The sequence below is a fragment of the Alloyangia mangrovi genome (assembly GCF_002300555.2).
In the GTDB taxonomy this organism is placed as follows: Bacteria; Pseudomonadota; Alphaproteobacteria; order Rhodobacterales; family Rhodobacteraceae; genus Salipiger; species Salipiger mangrovi.
The window spans coordinates 15,780-32,397 of the sequence record NZ_NTHN02000041.1; the positions used below are offsets into that span (position 1 = coordinate 15,780).

The following is a 16,618-nucleotide window of genomic DNA, read 5'->3' on the forward strand; positions in this document are numbered from 1 at the left end:
TCCATCCGGAACCACATGCCCACGCTTTTCCTCCATGTCGGTCTGCACAAGACCGGCACCACCAGCCTGCAGAAGGCCTTCTTCGACAATCGCGCCGCGCTTGAACGCCAGGGGTTTCTCTATCCCCACACGGGCCTTTCCCCGAAGCCGGTGAACTGGGGGCACCACGAGCTGGCCTATGCCCTGCGCCATCGGCCCCAAGGAATCGAGATGTGGCAGGCTCTGCGCAAGGAAGCCGATGACGCCGGGCTGCCGAACGTGGTGGTCTCCTCCGAAGAGCTTTCGCTTCTGCCCTTCGCCAGCCTGCCCGGGCCCGCAGCCTTCAAGCTGATTTCCAAGATCTTCGAAGGCTACGATGTCCGGCTGATCTGCTACCTGCGGCCGCAGGCGGAGATGATCGCCTCGCTCTACAACCACCATGTCAAATCGGTGGGCGAGAAACGCGACATTCTCGAGTTCATCGCCCAGGTCGCCCCGCGGCTCGACTACCAGAACTACCTGAACGTGGCCGCCCATGGGCTCGGCACCGAAGCCATCGAGGTCCGGCTCTATCAGAAGAGCCACATGAAAAACGGCGACATCATCTCCGACATGGCCGACCGCCTCGGCATCGATCTCTCCGACGGATTTACCATACGTCAGGCATCGCTCAACTCCGGGCTGACGCGCGAAGGCCTGCAGGCCATGCTCGAGGCCAACCGCCGACTCACCGGCGACCCCGAGCGGCTCAAGGCCGAGCGCACCGCCATCATCGAGCGGCACCGCGCACCAGCCTTCTACCGCCACCAGCTGCTTTCGGACGAGATGCTGCAGGTCATCGAAGCGCTCTATCGCAACAAGAACCGCCAGATTTCCCGCCGCTTCCTCGGACGCAACGAGCCCCTGTTTGCCGTCAGCTCCGAAGCCGAAGCCCTGGCGTAGAGACCAACCGCGCCTCGGCGAGCGCCGCCAGCAGATCGGCGGGATCCATACGCGTCCCCTGCGGCACCGGCAAGAGCGCCCCGGGCGCGCCCTGCGCCAGGGCCCGGGCCACCGCCTCGCCCTGGGCGCCGAGATCGAAGCTCACCACCGGCAGGCCGGTGGCCAGCATCTCGTGGGTGGTGAAGGAGAAGGTCTCGGGCCAGATCGAGGGCATCAGCCAGCCCGAGATCCCGTAGCGCGCCACCAGCCCCGGCAGGTCGCGCAACTCGTAGCTGCCATGCACGAGGCTCGGTGCGGCGAGCTTGTAGGACGGATCGATATGGCCCAGCACCACCAGTCGCGCGGCACCCGAGCGCGCCAGATCGCGGCTCAGTTCCTGCAACAGCGCCACGCCCTTCTGCTCGCCGATATTGCCCAGGACGCCGATCACCGGCGCGCCGTCGGCCCCGGCCCCCGGCGCGATGCGCGGCGGAGTGGCGGGCAGCACATGCGGCACCACGGCGATACTCCCCGCGATCTGCGGATAGGCCGCGCATAGGATGTCCCGGCTCGAGCCGGAGAAGACCACCACCCGCTCGGCGGCCTGCATCAGCCGGCCCCAGGCCTCCTGCCAGTCGCGCAGCGAGGCGAGCTTGCCGCCGGGCCGCTCGTAGACATGCGCCGGGTCGGCCTCGAGCGGGCCGCCCGCCACCGGCACGCCGCGGTAGAGGCCATCCTTGCCCAGTAGCGTGTAGGAGGGGCTCACCGGGAAGAAGTCGTGCAGCAGGATCTCGACCGGGTGCCTGCCCTGCCCGTCTTCCCGCTCTGCCAGCCGCAGCAGCCGGTCCGGCAGCTCGGACGCATCGCGTTCATGCACGCCGCAGGAATAGACGATGCGCCGCTCCGGCAGCAGCGCCACCAGTCTCTCGACAAGGGCAAAATCGTTGGTCAGACCCTGGGTGAGCCCCGTCGCCCCGTAGAGCTCGAGCTTCCAGCGATGGCCCTGCCCGACCCGCAGCACCAGCGCCGCGCCGCCCGCGGCCACCTCCTGCGCGATGCGTCCCTGCAGGTAGTTCTCGGCGCCGCCGCCGAGCGCATGGGCGATGGTAGACCGGCACGGGCCCCGCCTGCAGCGCGGCCTGCCGACGCGCCGCCAGCACCAGCCCCAGCGCCAGCCGCGGGGTGTTGAGCGGGTCGCGGCGGATGAACTCCTGCACCTCGGCGTCATAGCCCGGGTAGCGCCCGGCGAGCACCCGCAGGTTGCGCTCGAGCAGCCGCTGCTTGTCGGCGCTGCCGAAAGACTGCCCGCCGCGGTGCTCGACGAAGAGGTTGGGCGCGCAGAGATGCCGCCCGCCAAGCTCGGCCACCTTCCGGCACCAGTCGTTCTCCTCGCCGTAGCCACGGCCGAAGATCGTGTCGAACTGCGGCACGCGGGCAAGGAAGCGCGGCGCCAGCGCCATGCAGAAGCCGACCCCGGTGGGTGCCTCGGCGAGCCCGGCCCGCGGGTCGAACCCCGCCGCCACGCGGTCGAGCGCATCGACGTCGCCGGGCGCCAGGTCGTTGCGCTGGCAGATCACCGGCACGGTGAAGATCTCGGCATCGTTGGACATCGGCGTGACCGAGGCGACATCGGGCTCCGCCAGCGGCGCCAGCAGCCGCGGCAGCCAGCCTGCGGGCACCATGGCGTCGGAATTGACCAGCACCACCGGGTCCTCGGGCCAGCGCGCCAGCGCCTCGGTGAAGCCGCGGTTGACCGTGCCGATGAAGCCGAGGTTCTCGGGGTTCTCCAGCAGGGTGACCTCGGGCCGGCCCTCGGCCCAGGTGCGCAGGAAAGGCAGCACCTCGGGGTCGGGCGAGGCATCGTCAATCAGCAGCAGTCGCCAGGCCGTGCCGGAATGCGTCGCGATCCGCTCCAGCGCCTCGGGCAGCAGGTGGAAGGCATTGTAGACCGGCAGGATCAGCGTCGCGGCGCGCTCGGGCGGGACAGGCGGCGGCGCCTCCGGCAGCAGCGCCGAGATCATCTCCACCGCCTCCGAGCGCGGCACCAGCCCGAGCCGCTCCTTGACCACCTCGCGCGCGCCGAGATCGCCCTGCCATTTCCAGCGGTAGATCACCGGCGCCAGCGCCGCCAGCGTCGCCACGAAGCGCAGCGCCATGGGCAGCCGTGCCCGCATAAGCGTGGCCTGGGAGAAGCCGGGCAGGCTCTGGCCCGCCTTGGGCAGACCCTCTCCGCGCTCGGCGATCAGGTCGATCGGCCCGGTCTCGCAGGGGATGTCGAGCGCAAAGCCGCGCCGCACGCTGCCGCCCTGCACCAGGTCGGGCACCGTCCAGGCGCGGGTGCGGTTCACCGCGAGCCCGATCCGCTCGGCCTCGGCCCAGCCCTCCACGTGGATGCGGTTCCGGCGCAGCGCGATGCGGGTGATCTCGCCGTAGGCGGCGCCGCCTTCATCGGTGAGCGAGGTGCCCGGGAGATCCCGCGCGATGTTCATCTCGGCATAGCGCTCGAAGATGCGGTAGATCCGGCCCAGCAGCACGCGTCGTCTCCTTCAGTCTTCCGGCCCGCTTACAGGGCAAACCGTCTTGTCACAGGCCCCGCCCGGTGCCGCGCGAAAATGTTTCGCAGCGAAACAAATGCCGGAACAGGGCCTGTCATGGTCATCCCTTGTCGAAACGGGCCGAGAGCCAGGCGGCGAGATCCGCGCCCAACTCGGCATCCGCGCCTGGCCCGTCGATCTCGAGCCGTGAGCCGCGGCGGCGCAGGGTGAGCCCCGGCCATTGCGCCAGGGTCTCGGGGGCGGGCTTCGGCTCTACGTCGGGGATTTGGCTCTGGATCGGCGCGGGCTCGGAGACCGGCTTCGCCGCCATGCAGCGGGTCAGGATCTCGCGCTCCGCCGCGGCATCGGCGGGGGGGCGCGGCCTTCAGTGCCTGCGCGATCTCCTGCGCGATCCCCGGACGGTCGCGCAGCTGCTGCGCCAGCTCCAGCCCGGCCCGCTCGCTCAACGCCTCGGGGAAGCGCAGCGCCCGGTCGAGGCTCTTCACGATGGCGATGAAGGAATTGATCTTCGAGCGCCGCGCCCGCGGCACCGAGGCAAAGAGTGTCGCCAGAGCGGATTTCTCCGAGGCGAAGACGCCGCGCTCGGCGGCTTTCACCACGATCCGCGCGCGCTCGTAATGGCTGAGGTTGGCGCGGATCTCGTTCTCCTCGATCATCGCGACATAGGCCGCGTGGCCGTCCTCGGGGCGGCGCAGCAGCGCCTGCACCGTGCCGAAGCGCGCCTCGCCGGTTTCCTCCCGCAGCGCCGCCAGCGCCCGGCAGCGGCGCCAGCCCGAGAGCAGCCCGTAGGCGGCGCGGCCGGGCAGGGCGACCACCTCGATCGGCGTCTGCTGGCCGCGCGCCCGCAGGCTGTCGCGCAGCGCCTGCGCCTCCTCGGGATCCTCGGCGATGCGGTCGCGCACCAGGTGGGTCATCTCGATCTGCTCGAGGGGGATCTCCAGCACCAGCTTGCCCTCGCGCCGGGCGGCCTCCCAGCGCTCTGAAAGCTCCTCGAGCGCGGCGCTGGCCGCAGCTCCCGCCGCCACGTCGGCGATCGGCGCGGCCCGCCGCGGGGCGGTGAACATGGATTTGGTCTCGAGCCCCGCCGCGGGCTCGCCGGTGTCCAGGCCGATGTGCGGGCCGGTCTCGAGCGGGGTCAGTCTCTTGCGCTTGGCCATCCGTCTGCTCCTGTCAGGAAAGGGTCCAGGCACAAGCCCGCCCGAACTTGGTTAAGACGGGGTAAGCCCGTCGCGCAGAAAATTGTTTCGCAGCGAAACAGAGTCTCATTCGGCCGCCTTCAGAGCCTGTTCATCGCGCCGCCAACTGCCGAGCAACAACTGCTTCAACGCCGCGTAGGTGGCGTCGAAGGTCTCGCGGCCGCGGGCATAGGTCTCGCGATTGAAGTCGCGGTAGTCGGCCTCGTAGATGCCGCGCACCTGCTCGCCGGCCTGGCCGATGAGCGCGGTGAAATCCTGCCGGTGCGGCGAGAGCACCGGGCCGAGGTAGGCCTGCATCAGCGCCGCGAGCTCGGCCTGCTGGGTGCCGTCGTAGCGGGTGATCACCGCGCGCACCGCGTCCCATTGGAAGGACAGCCCGTCGCGGCCCAGGGCCCGGGCAGCCATGTTCTCGGCCTCCTCGATCGAGGAGAAGGTCGAATGCAGCATGTCGAAGAACCGCCCCGTCGAGTCGAACTCGAGGAAGGAGGCGCCGAGCGGCACCAGCAGGATGTCGGCGGCGGCGAGCCCGTTGATCGTCAGGTAGCCGAGCGCCGGGGGCGTATCGAGGAAGATCACGTCGTACTGGTCGAGGATGCCATCCTCCTCGAGGCTTTCGGTCAGCGCGTCCCAGAGTTTCCAACCGCGGCCCTGCATGCGCCAGACCGGGATCTGGAACTCGGCCCAGTAGAGGTTGAGCTGCGCGCCGATGAGATCGATGTTCAGCCAATGGGTCTTCTGCACGAGGTCCGGGGCCTTGACCTCCAGCGCCTCGGTCAACGTGTCGTCGAGCGGGACGGGGGCCTCGCCGCGGTCGAGCCGGCGCTGGTTCTCGCTCCGCAGGTGGCGGCCGTAGTGGCGCGCCAGCAGCGGGAAGACCGTCTGCCATTCGTCCTCGACCTTGCCGCCGAAGATCGAGGTCATCGAGCCCTGGCTGTCGAGGTCGATCACCAGCACCTTGTAGCCATCGAGCGCGGCCGACATCGCCAGATGCGCGCAGGTCGAGGTCTTGCCGACGCCGCCCTTGAAGTTCGCCACGGCGACCATCTTGGCGGGCAGCCCCTCGGGGCGCCAGGGCAGGTAGTTCTTGGTCTTCGACCCGCCGGCGGCGAAATGCGCCCGCAGCCGCAGCACCTCCTCGAAGGTGAACCACTTGGCGCCGCCCTCGGTCTCGGAGCGGCCCTGCGGCAGCTCGGGGTTCTGCTTCAGCACCCGGCGGAAATGCCCCATGGCGACGGGGATGAGATAGCGGGTGATCTCCCAGGTCGAGAAGAGCCGCAGGCTGCGGCCGCCGTTTTCCTCCAGCCCGCGCCCGGCAAGATCGCCCCGGCCCGCCTCGCAGGCCTGGGCGATGGCGGAGAACCCGGAGGTCTCGAAGGGCCCGCCGAGGGCGCTCAGCGCGGCATCGGGATCGATGTTGAAATAGGGGGGGGAGCTCGGTCTTGATCTCGGCTTTCATGTCCCTGCTCGGCCTTTATGTGTGGCGTTTTTTTGCAGGATAGCGAAAAAACTGCGCACATGGAAGCAAAAGCTGCACATCTACGTATTTTCTCAGCAAATTCGCGGCTTTGGGAGAGGGCGGATCGCTGCGATCCAGGGCAGCCCCTTTCTGCGGGGTTGTTATTTTTTGTTAGTTTATTCGTTACGGTCTGGGAAGTACTTTCCCAAGCATCTGATATTCAATGGCAAAAATGCATCGTTGCGAGCTGCTCCGACTCTGAACCCACGTTCGCCCGACTCTGAACCCACGGCGAAGCGACTCCGATCCCCCGAAGTCGGGCTGGACGGGGACTGTGGATAAAACTAGGCTGAGCGTCACTGAAACCCCGAAAGCGGGCGGGCGCAGATCCGCCGCGAAAAACCGGGGGCAGGGCAGGCAGGACGAGACGATGAGCGCAGCGACACAGCCGCCCGGGCAGGGGGCGGGACACTCCGACAGCGGGCTGCTGCCTGACCGTCATCCGACCGCCGACTTCTTCGTCTGCGACATCTTCGATGCCGCGCCCAAGGATGATCTCGGCTCGATGGAGCACCCGATATTCTCGCTCTCGACCCGGCCCGACCGGCGGCTGCTGAGCTACGAGCACAACGGCACGCAGATCGACGTCATCCCCTCGGTCAAGGGCCGCGCCACGATCCACGACAAAGATATCCTGATCTACTGCGTCAGCCAGCTGATGGCGGCGCTGAACGCCGGCCGCGAGGTCTCGCGCACGCTACAGCTCAAGGCGCATGACCTGCTGGTCGCCACCAACCGCGACACCTCGGGCGACGGCTACACCCGGCTCAAGGACGCCTTCGAGCGGCTCGCCGGCACCCGCATCACCACCAACATGACCACCGGCGGCCTCGAGACCACCCGCGGCTTCGGCCTCATCGAAAGCTGGGAGATCGTCCGCCGCTCGCGCGGCGGGCGGATGATCTCGGTGACCGTGACCCTCTCGGAATGGCTGTTCCGCGCGGTGCTGGCAAAATCGGTGCTGACCCTCAGCCGCGACTACTTCCGCCTGCGCAAGCCGCTCGAGCGGCGCCTCTACGAGCTGGCGCGCAAGCATTGCGGCAAGCAGGCGAGCTGGCAGGTCTCGGTTGGCACGCTGCACAAGAAGTCCGGCTCCGCGGCGCCGCTGCGGGTGTTCCGCGCCGCGCTGCGCAAGATGATCGCCGAGGCGACGCTGCCGGACTACGCGCTGCGCGAGCTGCCGGGCGATCTCATCGTCATCGAGCGCCTGCGCGCCACCCGCGGCGACCACTACCACCGGACCGCATCTGTCGGACGATGCCTTCGAGGCCGCCCGCGCGCTGCGCCCCGGCGCCGACGTCCACGCCCTTGCCGCCCGCTGGCGGGGCTGGTGGGAGGAGACCGGCCGGCCGCGCCTCGGCAATGCCGACGCCGCCTTCCTCGGCTGGGTGAAGGCGCAACGGTGAAGGTGAAGAGATGCTGACCTTCGACAGAATTGTTTCGCTGCGAAACAAGGCCGGACGGCTGCTCGGCCGGGGCAGGGGGGCGCCGCGCCCGCCGCAGCCGATCCGCGAGCGGGTGGTGCTGTTCCACTTCCCGAAGACCGGCGGCACCTCGCTGCACCGCTTCCTGCTGCCGCATTTTCCGCGCGAGACGATCTGCCCCGAGCGGCTGCGCAACCTCGACCGGTTCGACGCGGAGCAGCTCGCGGGCTATCGCTATGTCTCCGCCCACATGGATTACGAGCGGTTCCAGCTCATCCCCGGTCCGCATTGCGCGATCACCGTGCTGCGCGAGCCCAAGGCGCGGGTCCTGTCGCTCTACTATTTCTGGCGGGCGCATTCCTGGCGGGTGATCGAGGAACGCAAGTTGAAGGGGCCGCGGCTGGCCAAGGACCTGGGGCTGCTGGAGTTCCTGCGCCATCGCACCGAGGGCTTGCCCTCGGACACTGACAACTACTACGCCCGCAGCCTGATCGGCCGGCATTGGGTCGGCCCGCGCGGCGAGATGCGGCTGAGCGACGAGGAGGCGCTGCCCCTGGCCCTGGAGCGGCTCGGGGAGTTCGACATCGTCGGCTTCACCGAGGACATGCCGGCTCTGTTCCGCCAGGTGACCTCGCGGCTCGGGATCGCCATGCCCAGGGAGATGCCCTGGGCGCTGTCGTCGCAGGAGCGCGCCCGCCATCCGGACATGGAAGAGGTCGACCGCGAGGAGATCACCCCGGAGATCGACGCCGAGCTCGACCACCTGACGCGGCTCGACCGGGTGATCTACGAAGAGGCCAGGCGGCGGTTCGGGCGCCACTAGCCTAGGTGGCAGAGGTCACAAAGGTCTGCCTTTCGTGGGCCGCGCGCCGCTCGCTAGGCCCGCCAAGCTGCCGTTCGCGCAGGGCGCGGCGAACGACCCTTCCGAGCCCATTTTGCATTTTGCTGCAAGGCGTTTGGAGGTCTGCTATCGGGTGCTCACCGAGGATATTTGTGTAGGACTCGCCTATGAGCATTCGTATCGCCCTGTCCAGCGACCATGCTGCTATCGAACTTCGTCAGGCAATCGCCCGTCATCTTGCGGACCAAGGTTTTGACGTAGTCGACATCGGGCCGACGGAGCCTGAGAGCACTGACTATCCGAAACATGGCGAAGCGGCAGCGAGGCTTGTCAAGTCTGACGACTGTCAGCTTGGCATCGTCTTATGTGGCACAGGCCAAGGTATCATGATGGCCGCGAACAAAGTGAAGGGTATCCGGTGTGGTGTCTGCGCTGACGTATTTTCGGCCCGTATGATCCGCCAACACAACGATGCCAATATGCTCTCTTTGGGTGCGCGCGTGGTTGGAGAAGGCTTGGCACTGGAAATAGTCGATGCGTTCATGAACGCGAGCTTCGAAGGTGGTCGACATACGGTGCGAGTTAAAATGATCGACGCGCTGGAAAGCTGAACGCCGCCATTGGCGCAGCCGCAGCAAAAGCCTGCTTTTCCGCACTGTGGACACTCGCGCCAGCGGCAGCGATGGGCCGCGTCTCCATGGGTAGCCCGGCCAGAGGCAACGCCTCTGACAAAAGGGGCAGAACTATCTGCTGCTTTACACTAGCCCGGGCATGAAAAAGGGATCGCGGCGGGGCCGCGATCCCTTGGAGGGGGCAGGGCCGGAGGGCCCGTCGCCTCAGACCAGCACCATCCCGGCGTTCAGATCGGCCATCGCCGTGTCGTGCAGCGTGACCGTGACGTCCTGGTCGATGAACACCAGGTCGTCGCCGACCTCGGTCATCTGGTCCATGGCCGCGCCCGCGCTGCCGTAGCCGAAGGCGCTGAAGTCGAGCATGTCCCAGCTCTCGAGATCGGTCACATCATGGCTGCTGCCGGCCTCGGCGGCAAAGACGAAGCGGTCCGAAAGCAGCCCGCCCGAGAGCGTGTTCGCCCCGCCATCGCCCATCAGCACGTCGTCGGTGCCCTGCTCCATCACCCAGTCGGTGATGTCATCGGCCATCGACTTGCGGAACTCGGGGCTTTCGGAGAAGCCGAGCAGCACCTCGGCCCGGCTCATGCCGCCGTCGAGACGGGCGGTCCAATTGGCCAGCCCCCGGGCGTCGGCGCCGCGGTCGAGCACGTTCATGTAGAGCGCGTCCACATAGGCCTCGTTGCCCAGCCCGCCGTAGTCGCGGGCGAACTCGGCACTGCCGGTGAAGCCCGCGGCGACCTGCCCGAGCGAGAGCTCGCCGGTCTCCAGCCGCTCGGTCCAGTTGTAGAAGCCCCCCGCGTCGGGCGCGCGGTCGAAGGCGGCCTGGTAGAGCCGGATGACCTGGCCGCTTTCCACCTCGGCGCTGCCCGTGGTGGCGAAATCGCCGTAGATCATGTCATCGCCGCCGCCGCCGCCGATATTGTCCGCCCCCTGGTCGCCGTAGAGCGTGTCATCCCCGCCCGCGCCGCGCAGGATGTCGTTGCCCATGCCGCCCGAGGCCCAGTCGGCCATCATGCCGGTCGAGGCATTGGCCAGGCCCTGGTCGCCGTCGGCCCAGCTGCCGGTGTGGATCTCGTCGTTGCCGGCGCCACCGTAGATCGTGTCGGAGCCGTCGGCGGAGGCATCGAAGGTCAGTCCAAGCGCGTCGGCGACGCGGCTGTCGTCATCCCCGGTGAGGATGTCGTCCCCGGCGCGGCCGCGGATCACGTCATTGCCCGCGCCCCCGGCGAGGCCGTTGTCGTAATCCGACAGCATCAGGCTGCCCGCGGCGCCGCCATCGGCGGCATCGGCCAAGTTGTCGTCCTCCTCCGAGGCGTCAACGAGGTCCTCCCCCGCGCCGCCATGCAGCACGTCGCGGCCCGAGCCGCCGGAGATCGTGTCATTGTCGGCGCCGGCGGCGATGCTGTCATTCCCGCCGCGGGCGTCGATGAAGTCATCGCCGGGGCCGGCGTTGAAACTGTCGTCGCCCTCGGTCAGGGTGACCCGTCCCGAAGCCATGGCGCGCTGCGCGGCGAAGAGGGCCATGGCCTCCTCAAAGCTGGCGCTCTCGATGTCGCCGGCGGCGGCGGGCAGGATGCCGGTATAGCCGTTGCTGCCGCCGTCGACCTCGCCGCCGGTGCCTTCGCCGATGCCGTCAGGCACCTGCACCCCGTGCAGCACGATCTCGCGCAGGGTCAGCGGCATGAGATCCTCGGCGGTGTAATCGGTCATCGACACCGGGCTGAAGAAATTGCTGTCATCGCCCAGCTCGTAGCTCTGGACGAAGGCCAGCATGCCGGTGCTGTCGGCCATGGGCATGGCGCCGTCCGCGGCCGAGACCAGCGGCAGCAGCACGTCGCCATATTGGCCGAGCCCCTCGAGCACCTCGACCATGCCGTCGGCGTCGGCGTCATCGGCGAGCGTGGGGGCGGTCGAGTCGATCGGGTTGCCCGCGTCGTCGAAGAGCCCGTGGATATGCTGCGCATGGGTCTGCGACGGGGTCATCCCGCTGGCCGCTATGGCCACGTTGAGATAAGCGCTGCCATCCTCCTCGGTGGTCATCGCAAGGACCGCGGTGGCCTTGACGCCGGAGCTGTTCAGGGCGGTGAAATCGACGGTCCAGAAGGCATCAGCCTGGGACAGGAAGGTCTCGAAAGACCGGTAGGAAGACGCAAGGTGGGCCATTGGTGATCTCCTCTCTCATCAGTGGTCGCACCGGAGGAGACACGGGGGGGGCGGTCGGGAAAGTTTCCCTCGGCCCATGCACAGAGACGTGAACGCGCCGAGAGCAGGGCCCGGCAGGGGAGGAGGGGGAGGCCTTGAGACGAGACGCGGGGCGTCGGTGGTCTGAACGGATTTACAGCACCAGCCGGCTCGGCCCCGACATGTCGATCCCGGGAAATGGCTGCGCTTGTCGCGGTAGTGAGCGGAGACCGCCTGCACGAAGCTTAGCTCGCCAGTGCGTCAGAGCGGCCCCGAAGTCTGCACCATTGGCTTGGTACAGCCTGAGGTATGACCGTTTGTAGCTGCTCATTGCGCCGCACGATTGGCAGCAACGTACTGGGGTGGAGTTTTCTTGCCTTCTTTTCGCTAAGAACTTGAAACCAAGCTCCTTCTGATGTTTGAGGAAGGTGTTTGCGCCGCCGCTTCGCAGAAAGAGAAATCTGTGTCGGCAAAGGTCAACTCGTGCGCGGGCTCGATGAATTTTTCTACAAGGAACGTCGATTCACGCATAGTTGCCACAAATCAAAGTTCTGGTTGGTGTAGATAACGGGTGGGTCTGGTAGGTTGGCGCTGACAAATAGTCCGATAACGGACGCTAATCATCCCTGTTGCCTTGAGTGAAGGTTGAAATGTAAAAATGATCGCGCTGAATTTCCCAAAGTACCCACAACACCTGTAAAATTTAGAACTTTCAGGAGACTAGATGTGAGTGAAGCTTCGTATGTGATCGGAAAAGCTCCTAGTGAGCTATCTGTGGGTGGAATTAATTCCAGAAATCTGGGGCGCCTTCAGTACTTTGATTACTTTAGAGGGGTAACAATATTATTTGTTGTCGCTGGACACTGTTACAATAATTGGCGTCCCGCCGGATTTCTTGAGGTTTCGGTGGCTAACTTCATAACTGGCGCAACGGCCATTTTTGTATTTATATCTGGCTTCTTCTTTCACTTCGCGTTTTATAAAAGATTTAACTACAGAAATTTCATGTATGCGAAATTCAGAAATGTTGCGCTTCCATATCTTGTCTTGACAACTGTTAGTGCGGCGGGGTTTATTTTTGCGTACGGAGAAATTCCGTTCCCGATAGTTTTTTCTGAAGATCAATTTTTAAATAATGCGATATCTTATGTTGCGAATGTTTTTACGGGTCGTAGCTGGACGGCGTACTGGTATGTACCTTTCATAATGCTGGTTTTTGCAATGTCTCCACTATTTATTTGGTTCATTAGCTTGAGGCTGTCGATAAAGCTGGCTCTAACGGCCTTCTGCCTCCTTATGGCTCTTTTCGTTCATAGGCCGACGTTGAACCTAAATCCAGCCCACAGTGTTCTATACTTGATGGGCTTCTATATGATTGGTATTTTGTTTAGTGAATATCGAATTTCCTTGGAGGAATTTCTAAAGAGCACGACTATATTTTGGTGTGTTATTGCTGTGGTGTGTGCGGCTTTGACGGCGTACCTCGGGCAGATTGGCAATTCTCACAAGATGACGCCTTGGGCTTGGCAAGGGATCGATCTCATGGTCCCCTTGAAGCTTGTATCTATTCCAGCGATGCTTGGCTTATTCCTGAATATAGAGAGGTTCAGCATACCTGTGCTGCGTTTTTTTTGCTGAAATAAGCTTTGGGCTTTTCTTCATTCATACGCTGGTTCTTTCGGCAGTGAAGTCTATGTATTTCGAGAGGATGGAGCATGGTTTCTGGGGAGCTGCGCTCATCTTCATTCTCGTGCTCTTGATATCTACATTGCTCATTTCAATATTGCGAAAGCTACTTGGGCGCCGTTCCAGATACCTGATTGGTTGCTAACGAGAGAGTTCCTCTGGCTCCGCGTGCCGTTGGCGCTAGAATTGTTCCAGAACTCGGCTGCGATCAGCAGGATCGCCAAACGCTTTGGTGAAGGCTGCGCAATCGACCTGGGAAACTCGATTCTTTGAGAAGGTGATGGTCTTCACTACAATATGGTTGCACGTGCTGTCTGATGTGTGTGTGTAACTGTACACAGGACCACCCGAAAAAAGCCCCGGCGTCTGCACGCCGGGGCCGGTGTTTGTCGAAAGCCTCTCCCTTACGGGATCAGCCGCGCGATGATCAGGTCCGCGGCTTCCTCGGGCGTCATTTCGGTGGTGTCGATGCGCAGCTCGGGGGCCTCGGGGTGCTCGTAGGGGCTGTCGATGCCGGTGAAGTTCTTCAGCTGGCCCGAGCGGGCCTTGGCGTAGAGCCCCTTCACGTCGCGGCTCTCGGCCACTTCCAGCGGCGTGTCGACGAAGACCTCGACGAATTCGCCCGGCTGCATCATGCCGCGCACCATGTCGCGCTCCGAGCGGAACGGCGAGATGAAGGCGGTGATCACGATGAGACCGGCGTCGGTCATCAGCTTGGCCACCTCGCCGACGCGGCGGATGTTCTCGACGCGGTCGGCCTCGGTAAAGCCGAGGTCCTTGTTGAGCCCGTGGCGGACGTTGTCACCATCGAGAAGGAAGGTGTGGCGGTTCATCCGCGCCAGCTTCTTCTCGACGATATTGGCGATGGTCGACTTGCCCGAGCCCGACAGGCCGGTGAGCCAGAGCACGGCGGGCTTCTGGTGCTTCATCGAGGCGTGGTGCTCGCGGCCGATGTCGGTGGCCTGCCAATGCACGTTCTGCGCCCGGCGCAGCGCGAAATGCAGCAGGCCGGCGGCGACCGTGTGATTGGTCAGCTTGTCGATCAGGATGAAGCCGCCGAGGTCACGGTTCTCGGCGTAGGGAGCAAAGGGGATCTCGCGGTCGGTGGTGATGTTGGCGACACCGATGGCGTTGAGATCGAGCGTCTTGCTCGCGAGGTGCTCCTGGGTGTTGACGTTCACCTCGTACTTCGGCTCGGCGACGGTGGCCGAGACGGTCTGGGTGCCGATCTTCAGCCAGTAGGCGCGGCCCGGCACCAGCTCGTTCTCGTCCATCCAGACCAGCGTGCTCTCGAACTGGTCGGCGACCTCGAGCGGCGCCTGCGCCGCGACGATCACCTGGCCGCGCGAGCAGTCGATCTCGTCGGCGAGGGTGATGGTCACCGACTCGCCGGCGACGGCGAGATCCTTGTCGCCGTCGAAGCTGACGATGCGCGCCACACTCGAGGTCTTGCCCGAGGGCAGCACCCGCACCGCGTCGCCCGGGCGCAGCTGGCCCGAGGCGATCATCCCGGCAAAGCCGCGGAAGTCGAGGTTGGGGCGGTTCACCCATTGCACCTGCATGCGGAACGGGCCGGCCTGGTCGCGGGTGTCCTCGACCTCGACCTCTTCCAGCAGCGGCAGCAGCGCCGGGCCGTCGTACCAGGGGGTGTTCTCGCTCGGGCCGGTGATGTTGTCACCCTTGAAGCCCGAGATCGGCATGGCGGTGAAGCTCTCGATGCCGATGCTCTCGGCAAAGGCGCGGTAGTCGGCGACGATGCGCTCGAAGGTCTCCTGCTCGTAGCCGACGAGGTCCATCTTGTTGACCGCCAGCACCACGTGGCGGATGCCCAGGAGCTTCACCAGGTAGCTGTGGCGGCGGGTCTGGGTCAGCACGCCCTTGCGCGCGTCGATCAGGATCACCGCGAGATCGGCGGTCGAGGCGCCGGTCACCATGTTGCGGGTGTACTGCTCGTGGCCCGGGGTGTCGGCGACGATGAACTTGCGCTTCTCGGTGGCGAAGAAGCGGTAGGCGACGTCGATGGTGATGCCCTGCTCGCGCTCGGCGGCAAGCCCGTCGACGAGCAGCGCGAAGTCGATCTCTTCACCTTGCGTGCCCGAGCGCTTGGAGTCGGATTCCAGCGCGGCGAGCTGGTCCTCGAAGATCATCTTGCTGTCGTAGAGCAGCCGGCCGATCAGCGTCGACTTGCCGTCATCGACGGAGCCGCAGGTGATGAAGCGCAGCATGGTCTTGTGCTGGTGCGCCTCGAGATAGGCGTCGATGTCCTCGGCGATCAGCGCGTCGGTCTTGTAGATGGGGTCCTGGGTGGTCATGGCGTGTCCCTGAAAACTGGGGCTGGAAGGGGAGGTTGGCGCGGCGCTGTCGCGGCGCTCAGAAATAGCCTTCCTGCTTCTTCTTCTCCATCGAGGCGGCCTGATCGTGGTCGATCGCCCGGCCCTGGCGTTCCGAGGTGGTGGTCAGCAGCATCTCCTGGATGACCTCGGGCAGGGTCTGCGCCTCGCTCTCCACGGCGCCGGTCAGCGGGTAGCAGCCGAGCGTGCGGAAGCGGATCGAGCGCATCACCGGCTCTTCGCCGTCCTTCAGCGGGAAGCGCTCGTCGTCGACCATCAGCAGCAGCCCGTCGCGTTCCACCGTCGGGCGCGGCTGCGAGAAATACAGCGGCACGATCTCGATGTTCTCGAGGTGGATGTACTGCCAGATGTCGAGTTCGGTCCAGTTGGAGATCGGGAAGACCCGCACGCTCTCGCCCTTGGTCTTGCGGGCGTTGTAGAGCCGCCAGAGTTCCGGGCGCTGGTTCTTCGGATCCCAGCGGTGGTTGGCCGAGCGGAAGGAGAAGACGCGCTCCTTGGCGCGGGATTTCTCCTCGTCGCGGCGGGCGCCGCCGAAGGCCACGTCGAAGCCGTATTTGTCGAGCGCCTGCTTCAGCCCTTCCGTTTTCCACATGTCGGTGTGCAGACCGCCGTGGTCGAAGGGGTTGATGCCGCGCTCCTTGGCTTCGGGGTTCTGGTAGACCAGCAGCTCCATGCCGGCATCCTTGGCGGCCTTGTCGCGCAGCTTGTACATGTCCTGGAACTTCCAGGTGGTGTCCACGTGCAGCAGCGGGAAGGGCGGCGGGCTGGGGTAGAAGGCCTTTTTCGCCAGGTGCAGCATGACGGCGCTGTCCTTGCCGACGCTGTAGAGCATGACCGGGTTCTCGGCCTCGGCGACGACCTCGCGCAGGATGTGAATGCTTTCGGCTTCCAGGCGCTGCAGGTGGGTGAGGGTCTTGGTGTCCATCGGGGGGGGCCTCTGGTCGGAACTGTACTGAAGGCCTCATCTACCCTTGCTGCGGATGCGAAAAACCTCCCATATGGGGGGGTATCTGGCGAGAAGGCGGGACATGTCGGGCGAAAGTGAGATCCTCGCGGCGCTCTTTGCCGCATCCATGGGCACGTCTGGGGGCGAGGCCACGGAGAGTGAAGAGAGCCTCTGGCAGAATTTCCTCGCCCAACTCTCTGCCGCCACGCAGGCCGAGAGCGCACTGCTGCGGCTCTTCTGGCCCGGCAGCCCGGTGTCGGGCTGGCACATCGGCCCGGCCTGGGAGGGCCCGCCCGAGAGCGTGGTCGAGCGCATGCGCAGCGGCCGGGTCTATTCGCAGGTCGACCTGCCGGACCCGGGGCCGGCGGGGCAGGGCGAGGCGCTGCCCCT

At 65.5% G+C, this 16,618-nt stretch carries 11 protein-coding genes and 1 pseudogene; 5 read left to right on the forward strand and 7 right to left on the reverse strand.

Annotated elements, in window-relative coordinates; genetic code table 11:
- The first annotated feature begins 15 nt into the window (after positions 1–15).
- Positions 16–921, forward strand: a complete 906-nt coding sequence (locus CLG85_RS19165; RefSeq protein WP_095884059.1) for a hypothetical protein — start codon at positions 16–18, stop codon at positions 919–921.
- Here the strand turns inward: CLG85_RS19165 and CLG85_RS19170 are convergent.
- The 4 genes from CLG85_RS19170 to CLG85_RS19185 all read right to left on the reverse strand — a co-directional run bounded on the left by CLG85_RS19170 (position 893) and on the right by CLG85_RS19185 (position 6,064).
- Positions 893–1,819, reverse strand: a complete 927-nt coding sequence (locus CLG85_RS19170; RefSeq protein ID WP_260349873.1) for a glycosyltransferase — start codon at positions 1,817–1,819, stop codon at positions 893–895. The two genes, CLG85_RS19165 and CLG85_RS19170, sit on opposite strands and share 29 nt — an antisense overlap.
- Entirely contained in the window at positions 1,770–3,434 is a 1,665-nt protein-coding gene (locus CLG85_RS19175; RefSeq protein ID WP_260349874.1) for a glycosyltransferase family 2 protein, read from the reverse strand. Before CLG85_RS19175 ends, CLG85_RS19170 begins: the two co-directional genes overlap by 50 nt.
- 29 nt (positions 3,435–3,463) lie before the next feature.
- The gene (locus CLG85_RS19180) at positions 3,464–4,612 is read right to left on the reverse strand and encodes a ParB/RepB/Spo0J family partition protein (RefSeq protein ID WP_260349875.1); all 1,149 of its coding nucleotides are present in this window, start codon (positions 4,610–4,612) and stop codon (positions 3,464–3,466) included.
- Between the two features lie 105 nt (positions 4,613–4,717).
- On the reverse strand, positions 4,718–6,064 hold the full coding sequence (locus CLG85_RS19185) for an AAA family ATPase (RefSeq protein ID WP_260349882.1): 1,347 nt from the start codon (positions 6,062–6,064) through the stop codon (positions 4,718–4,720).
- Positions 6,065–6,537: 473 nt separating this feature from the next.
- Here CLG85_RS19185 and CLG85_RS19190 point away from each other — a divergent pair, with 473 nt between their 5' ends.
- The 3 genes from CLG85_RS19190 to rpiB all read left to right on the forward strand — a co-directional run bounded on the left by CLG85_RS19190 (position 6,538) and on the right by rpiB (position 9,043).
- Positions 6,538–7,590: a replication initiator protein A gene (locus CLG85_RS19190; RefSeq protein WP_375796940.1), complete on the forward strand. Its 1,053-nt coding sequence runs from the start codon at positions 6,538–6,540 to the stop codon at positions 7,588–7,590.
- The gene (locus tag CLG85_RS19195; RefSeq protein WP_260349876.1) at positions 7,584–8,414 is read left to right on the forward strand and encodes a hypothetical protein; all 831 of its coding nucleotides are present in this window, start codon (positions 7,584–7,586) and stop codon (positions 8,412–8,414) included. Before CLG85_RS19190 ends, CLG85_RS19195 begins: the two co-directional genes overlap by 7 nt.
- Positions 8,415–8,599: 185 nt before the next feature.
- Positions 8,600–9,043, forward strand: a complete 444-nt coding sequence (gene rpiB, locus CLG85_RS19200) for a ribose 5-phosphate isomerase B (RefSeq protein ID WP_095883852.1) — start codon at positions 8,600–8,602, stop codon at positions 9,041–9,043.
- 225 nt (positions 9,044–9,268) lie between these two features.
- Here the strand turns inward: rpiB and CLG85_RS19205 are convergent, their stop codons facing one another.
- Entirely contained in the window at positions 9,269–11,227 is a 1,959-nt protein-coding gene (locus CLG85_RS19205) for a DUF4214 domain-containing protein (RefSeq protein WP_095883853.1), read from the reverse strand.
- A gap of 744 nt (positions 11,228–11,971) precedes the next feature.
- Here CLG85_RS19205 and CLG85_RS19210 point away from each other — a divergent pair.
- Positions 11,972–12,883: an acyltransferase family protein gene (locus tag CLG85_RS19210; protein ID WP_260349877.1), complete on the forward strand. Its 912-nt coding sequence runs from the start codon at positions 11,972–11,974 to the stop codon at positions 12,881–12,883.
- A gap of 452 nt (positions 12,884–13,335) precedes the next feature.
- On the opposite strand, the gene cysN is transcribed toward CLG85_RS19210, so the two are convergent.
- Positions 13,336–15,243, reverse strand: coding sequence for a sulfate adenylyltransferase subunit CysN (gene cysN, locus CLG85_RS19215; RefSeq protein ID WP_095883855.1), 1,908 nt, complete (start codon positions 15,241–15,243; stop codon positions 13,336–13,338).
- A 58-nt stretch (positions 15,244–15,301) separates the two neighbouring features.
- Positions 15,302–16,240, reverse strand: a pseudogene (cysD, locus tag CLG85_RS19220) (sulfate adenylyltransferase subunit CysD); the annotation flags it as partial.
- Positions 16,241–16,618: the final 378 nt, after the last annotated feature.

What these genes read in the sequence shown, in the direction of transcription:
- CLG85_RS19180 (WP_260349875.1), bottom strand. Translation starts at nt 4,612, where the DNA reads ATGGCCAAGCGCAAGAGACTGACCCCGCTCGAGACCGGCCCGCACATC.
- cysN (WP_095883855.1), bottom strand. Translation starts at nt 15,243, where the DNA reads ATGACCACCCAGGACCCCATCTACAAGACCGACGCGCTGATCGCCGAG.
- CLG85_RS19165 (WP_095884059.1), top strand. Translation starts at nt 16, where the DNA reads ATGCCCACGCTTTTCCTCCATGTCGGTCTGCACAAGACCGGCACCACC.
- rpiB (WP_095883852.1), top strand. Translation starts at nt 8,600, where the DNA reads ATGAGCATTCGTATCGCCCTGTCCAGCGACCATGCTGCTATCGAACTT.
- CLG85_RS19195 (WP_260349876.1), top strand. Translation starts at nt 7,584, where the DNA reads ATGCTGACCTTCGACAGAATTGTTTCGCTGCGAAACAAGGCCGGACGG.
- CLG85_RS19190 (WP_375796940.1), top strand. Translation starts at nt 6,538, where the DNA reads ATGAGCGCAGCGACACAGCCGCCCGGGCAGGGGGCGGGACACTCCGAC.
- CLG85_RS19205 (WP_095883853.1), bottom strand. Translation starts at nt 11,227, where the DNA reads ATGGCCCACCTTGCGTCTTCCTACCGGTCTTTCGAGACCTTCCTGTCC.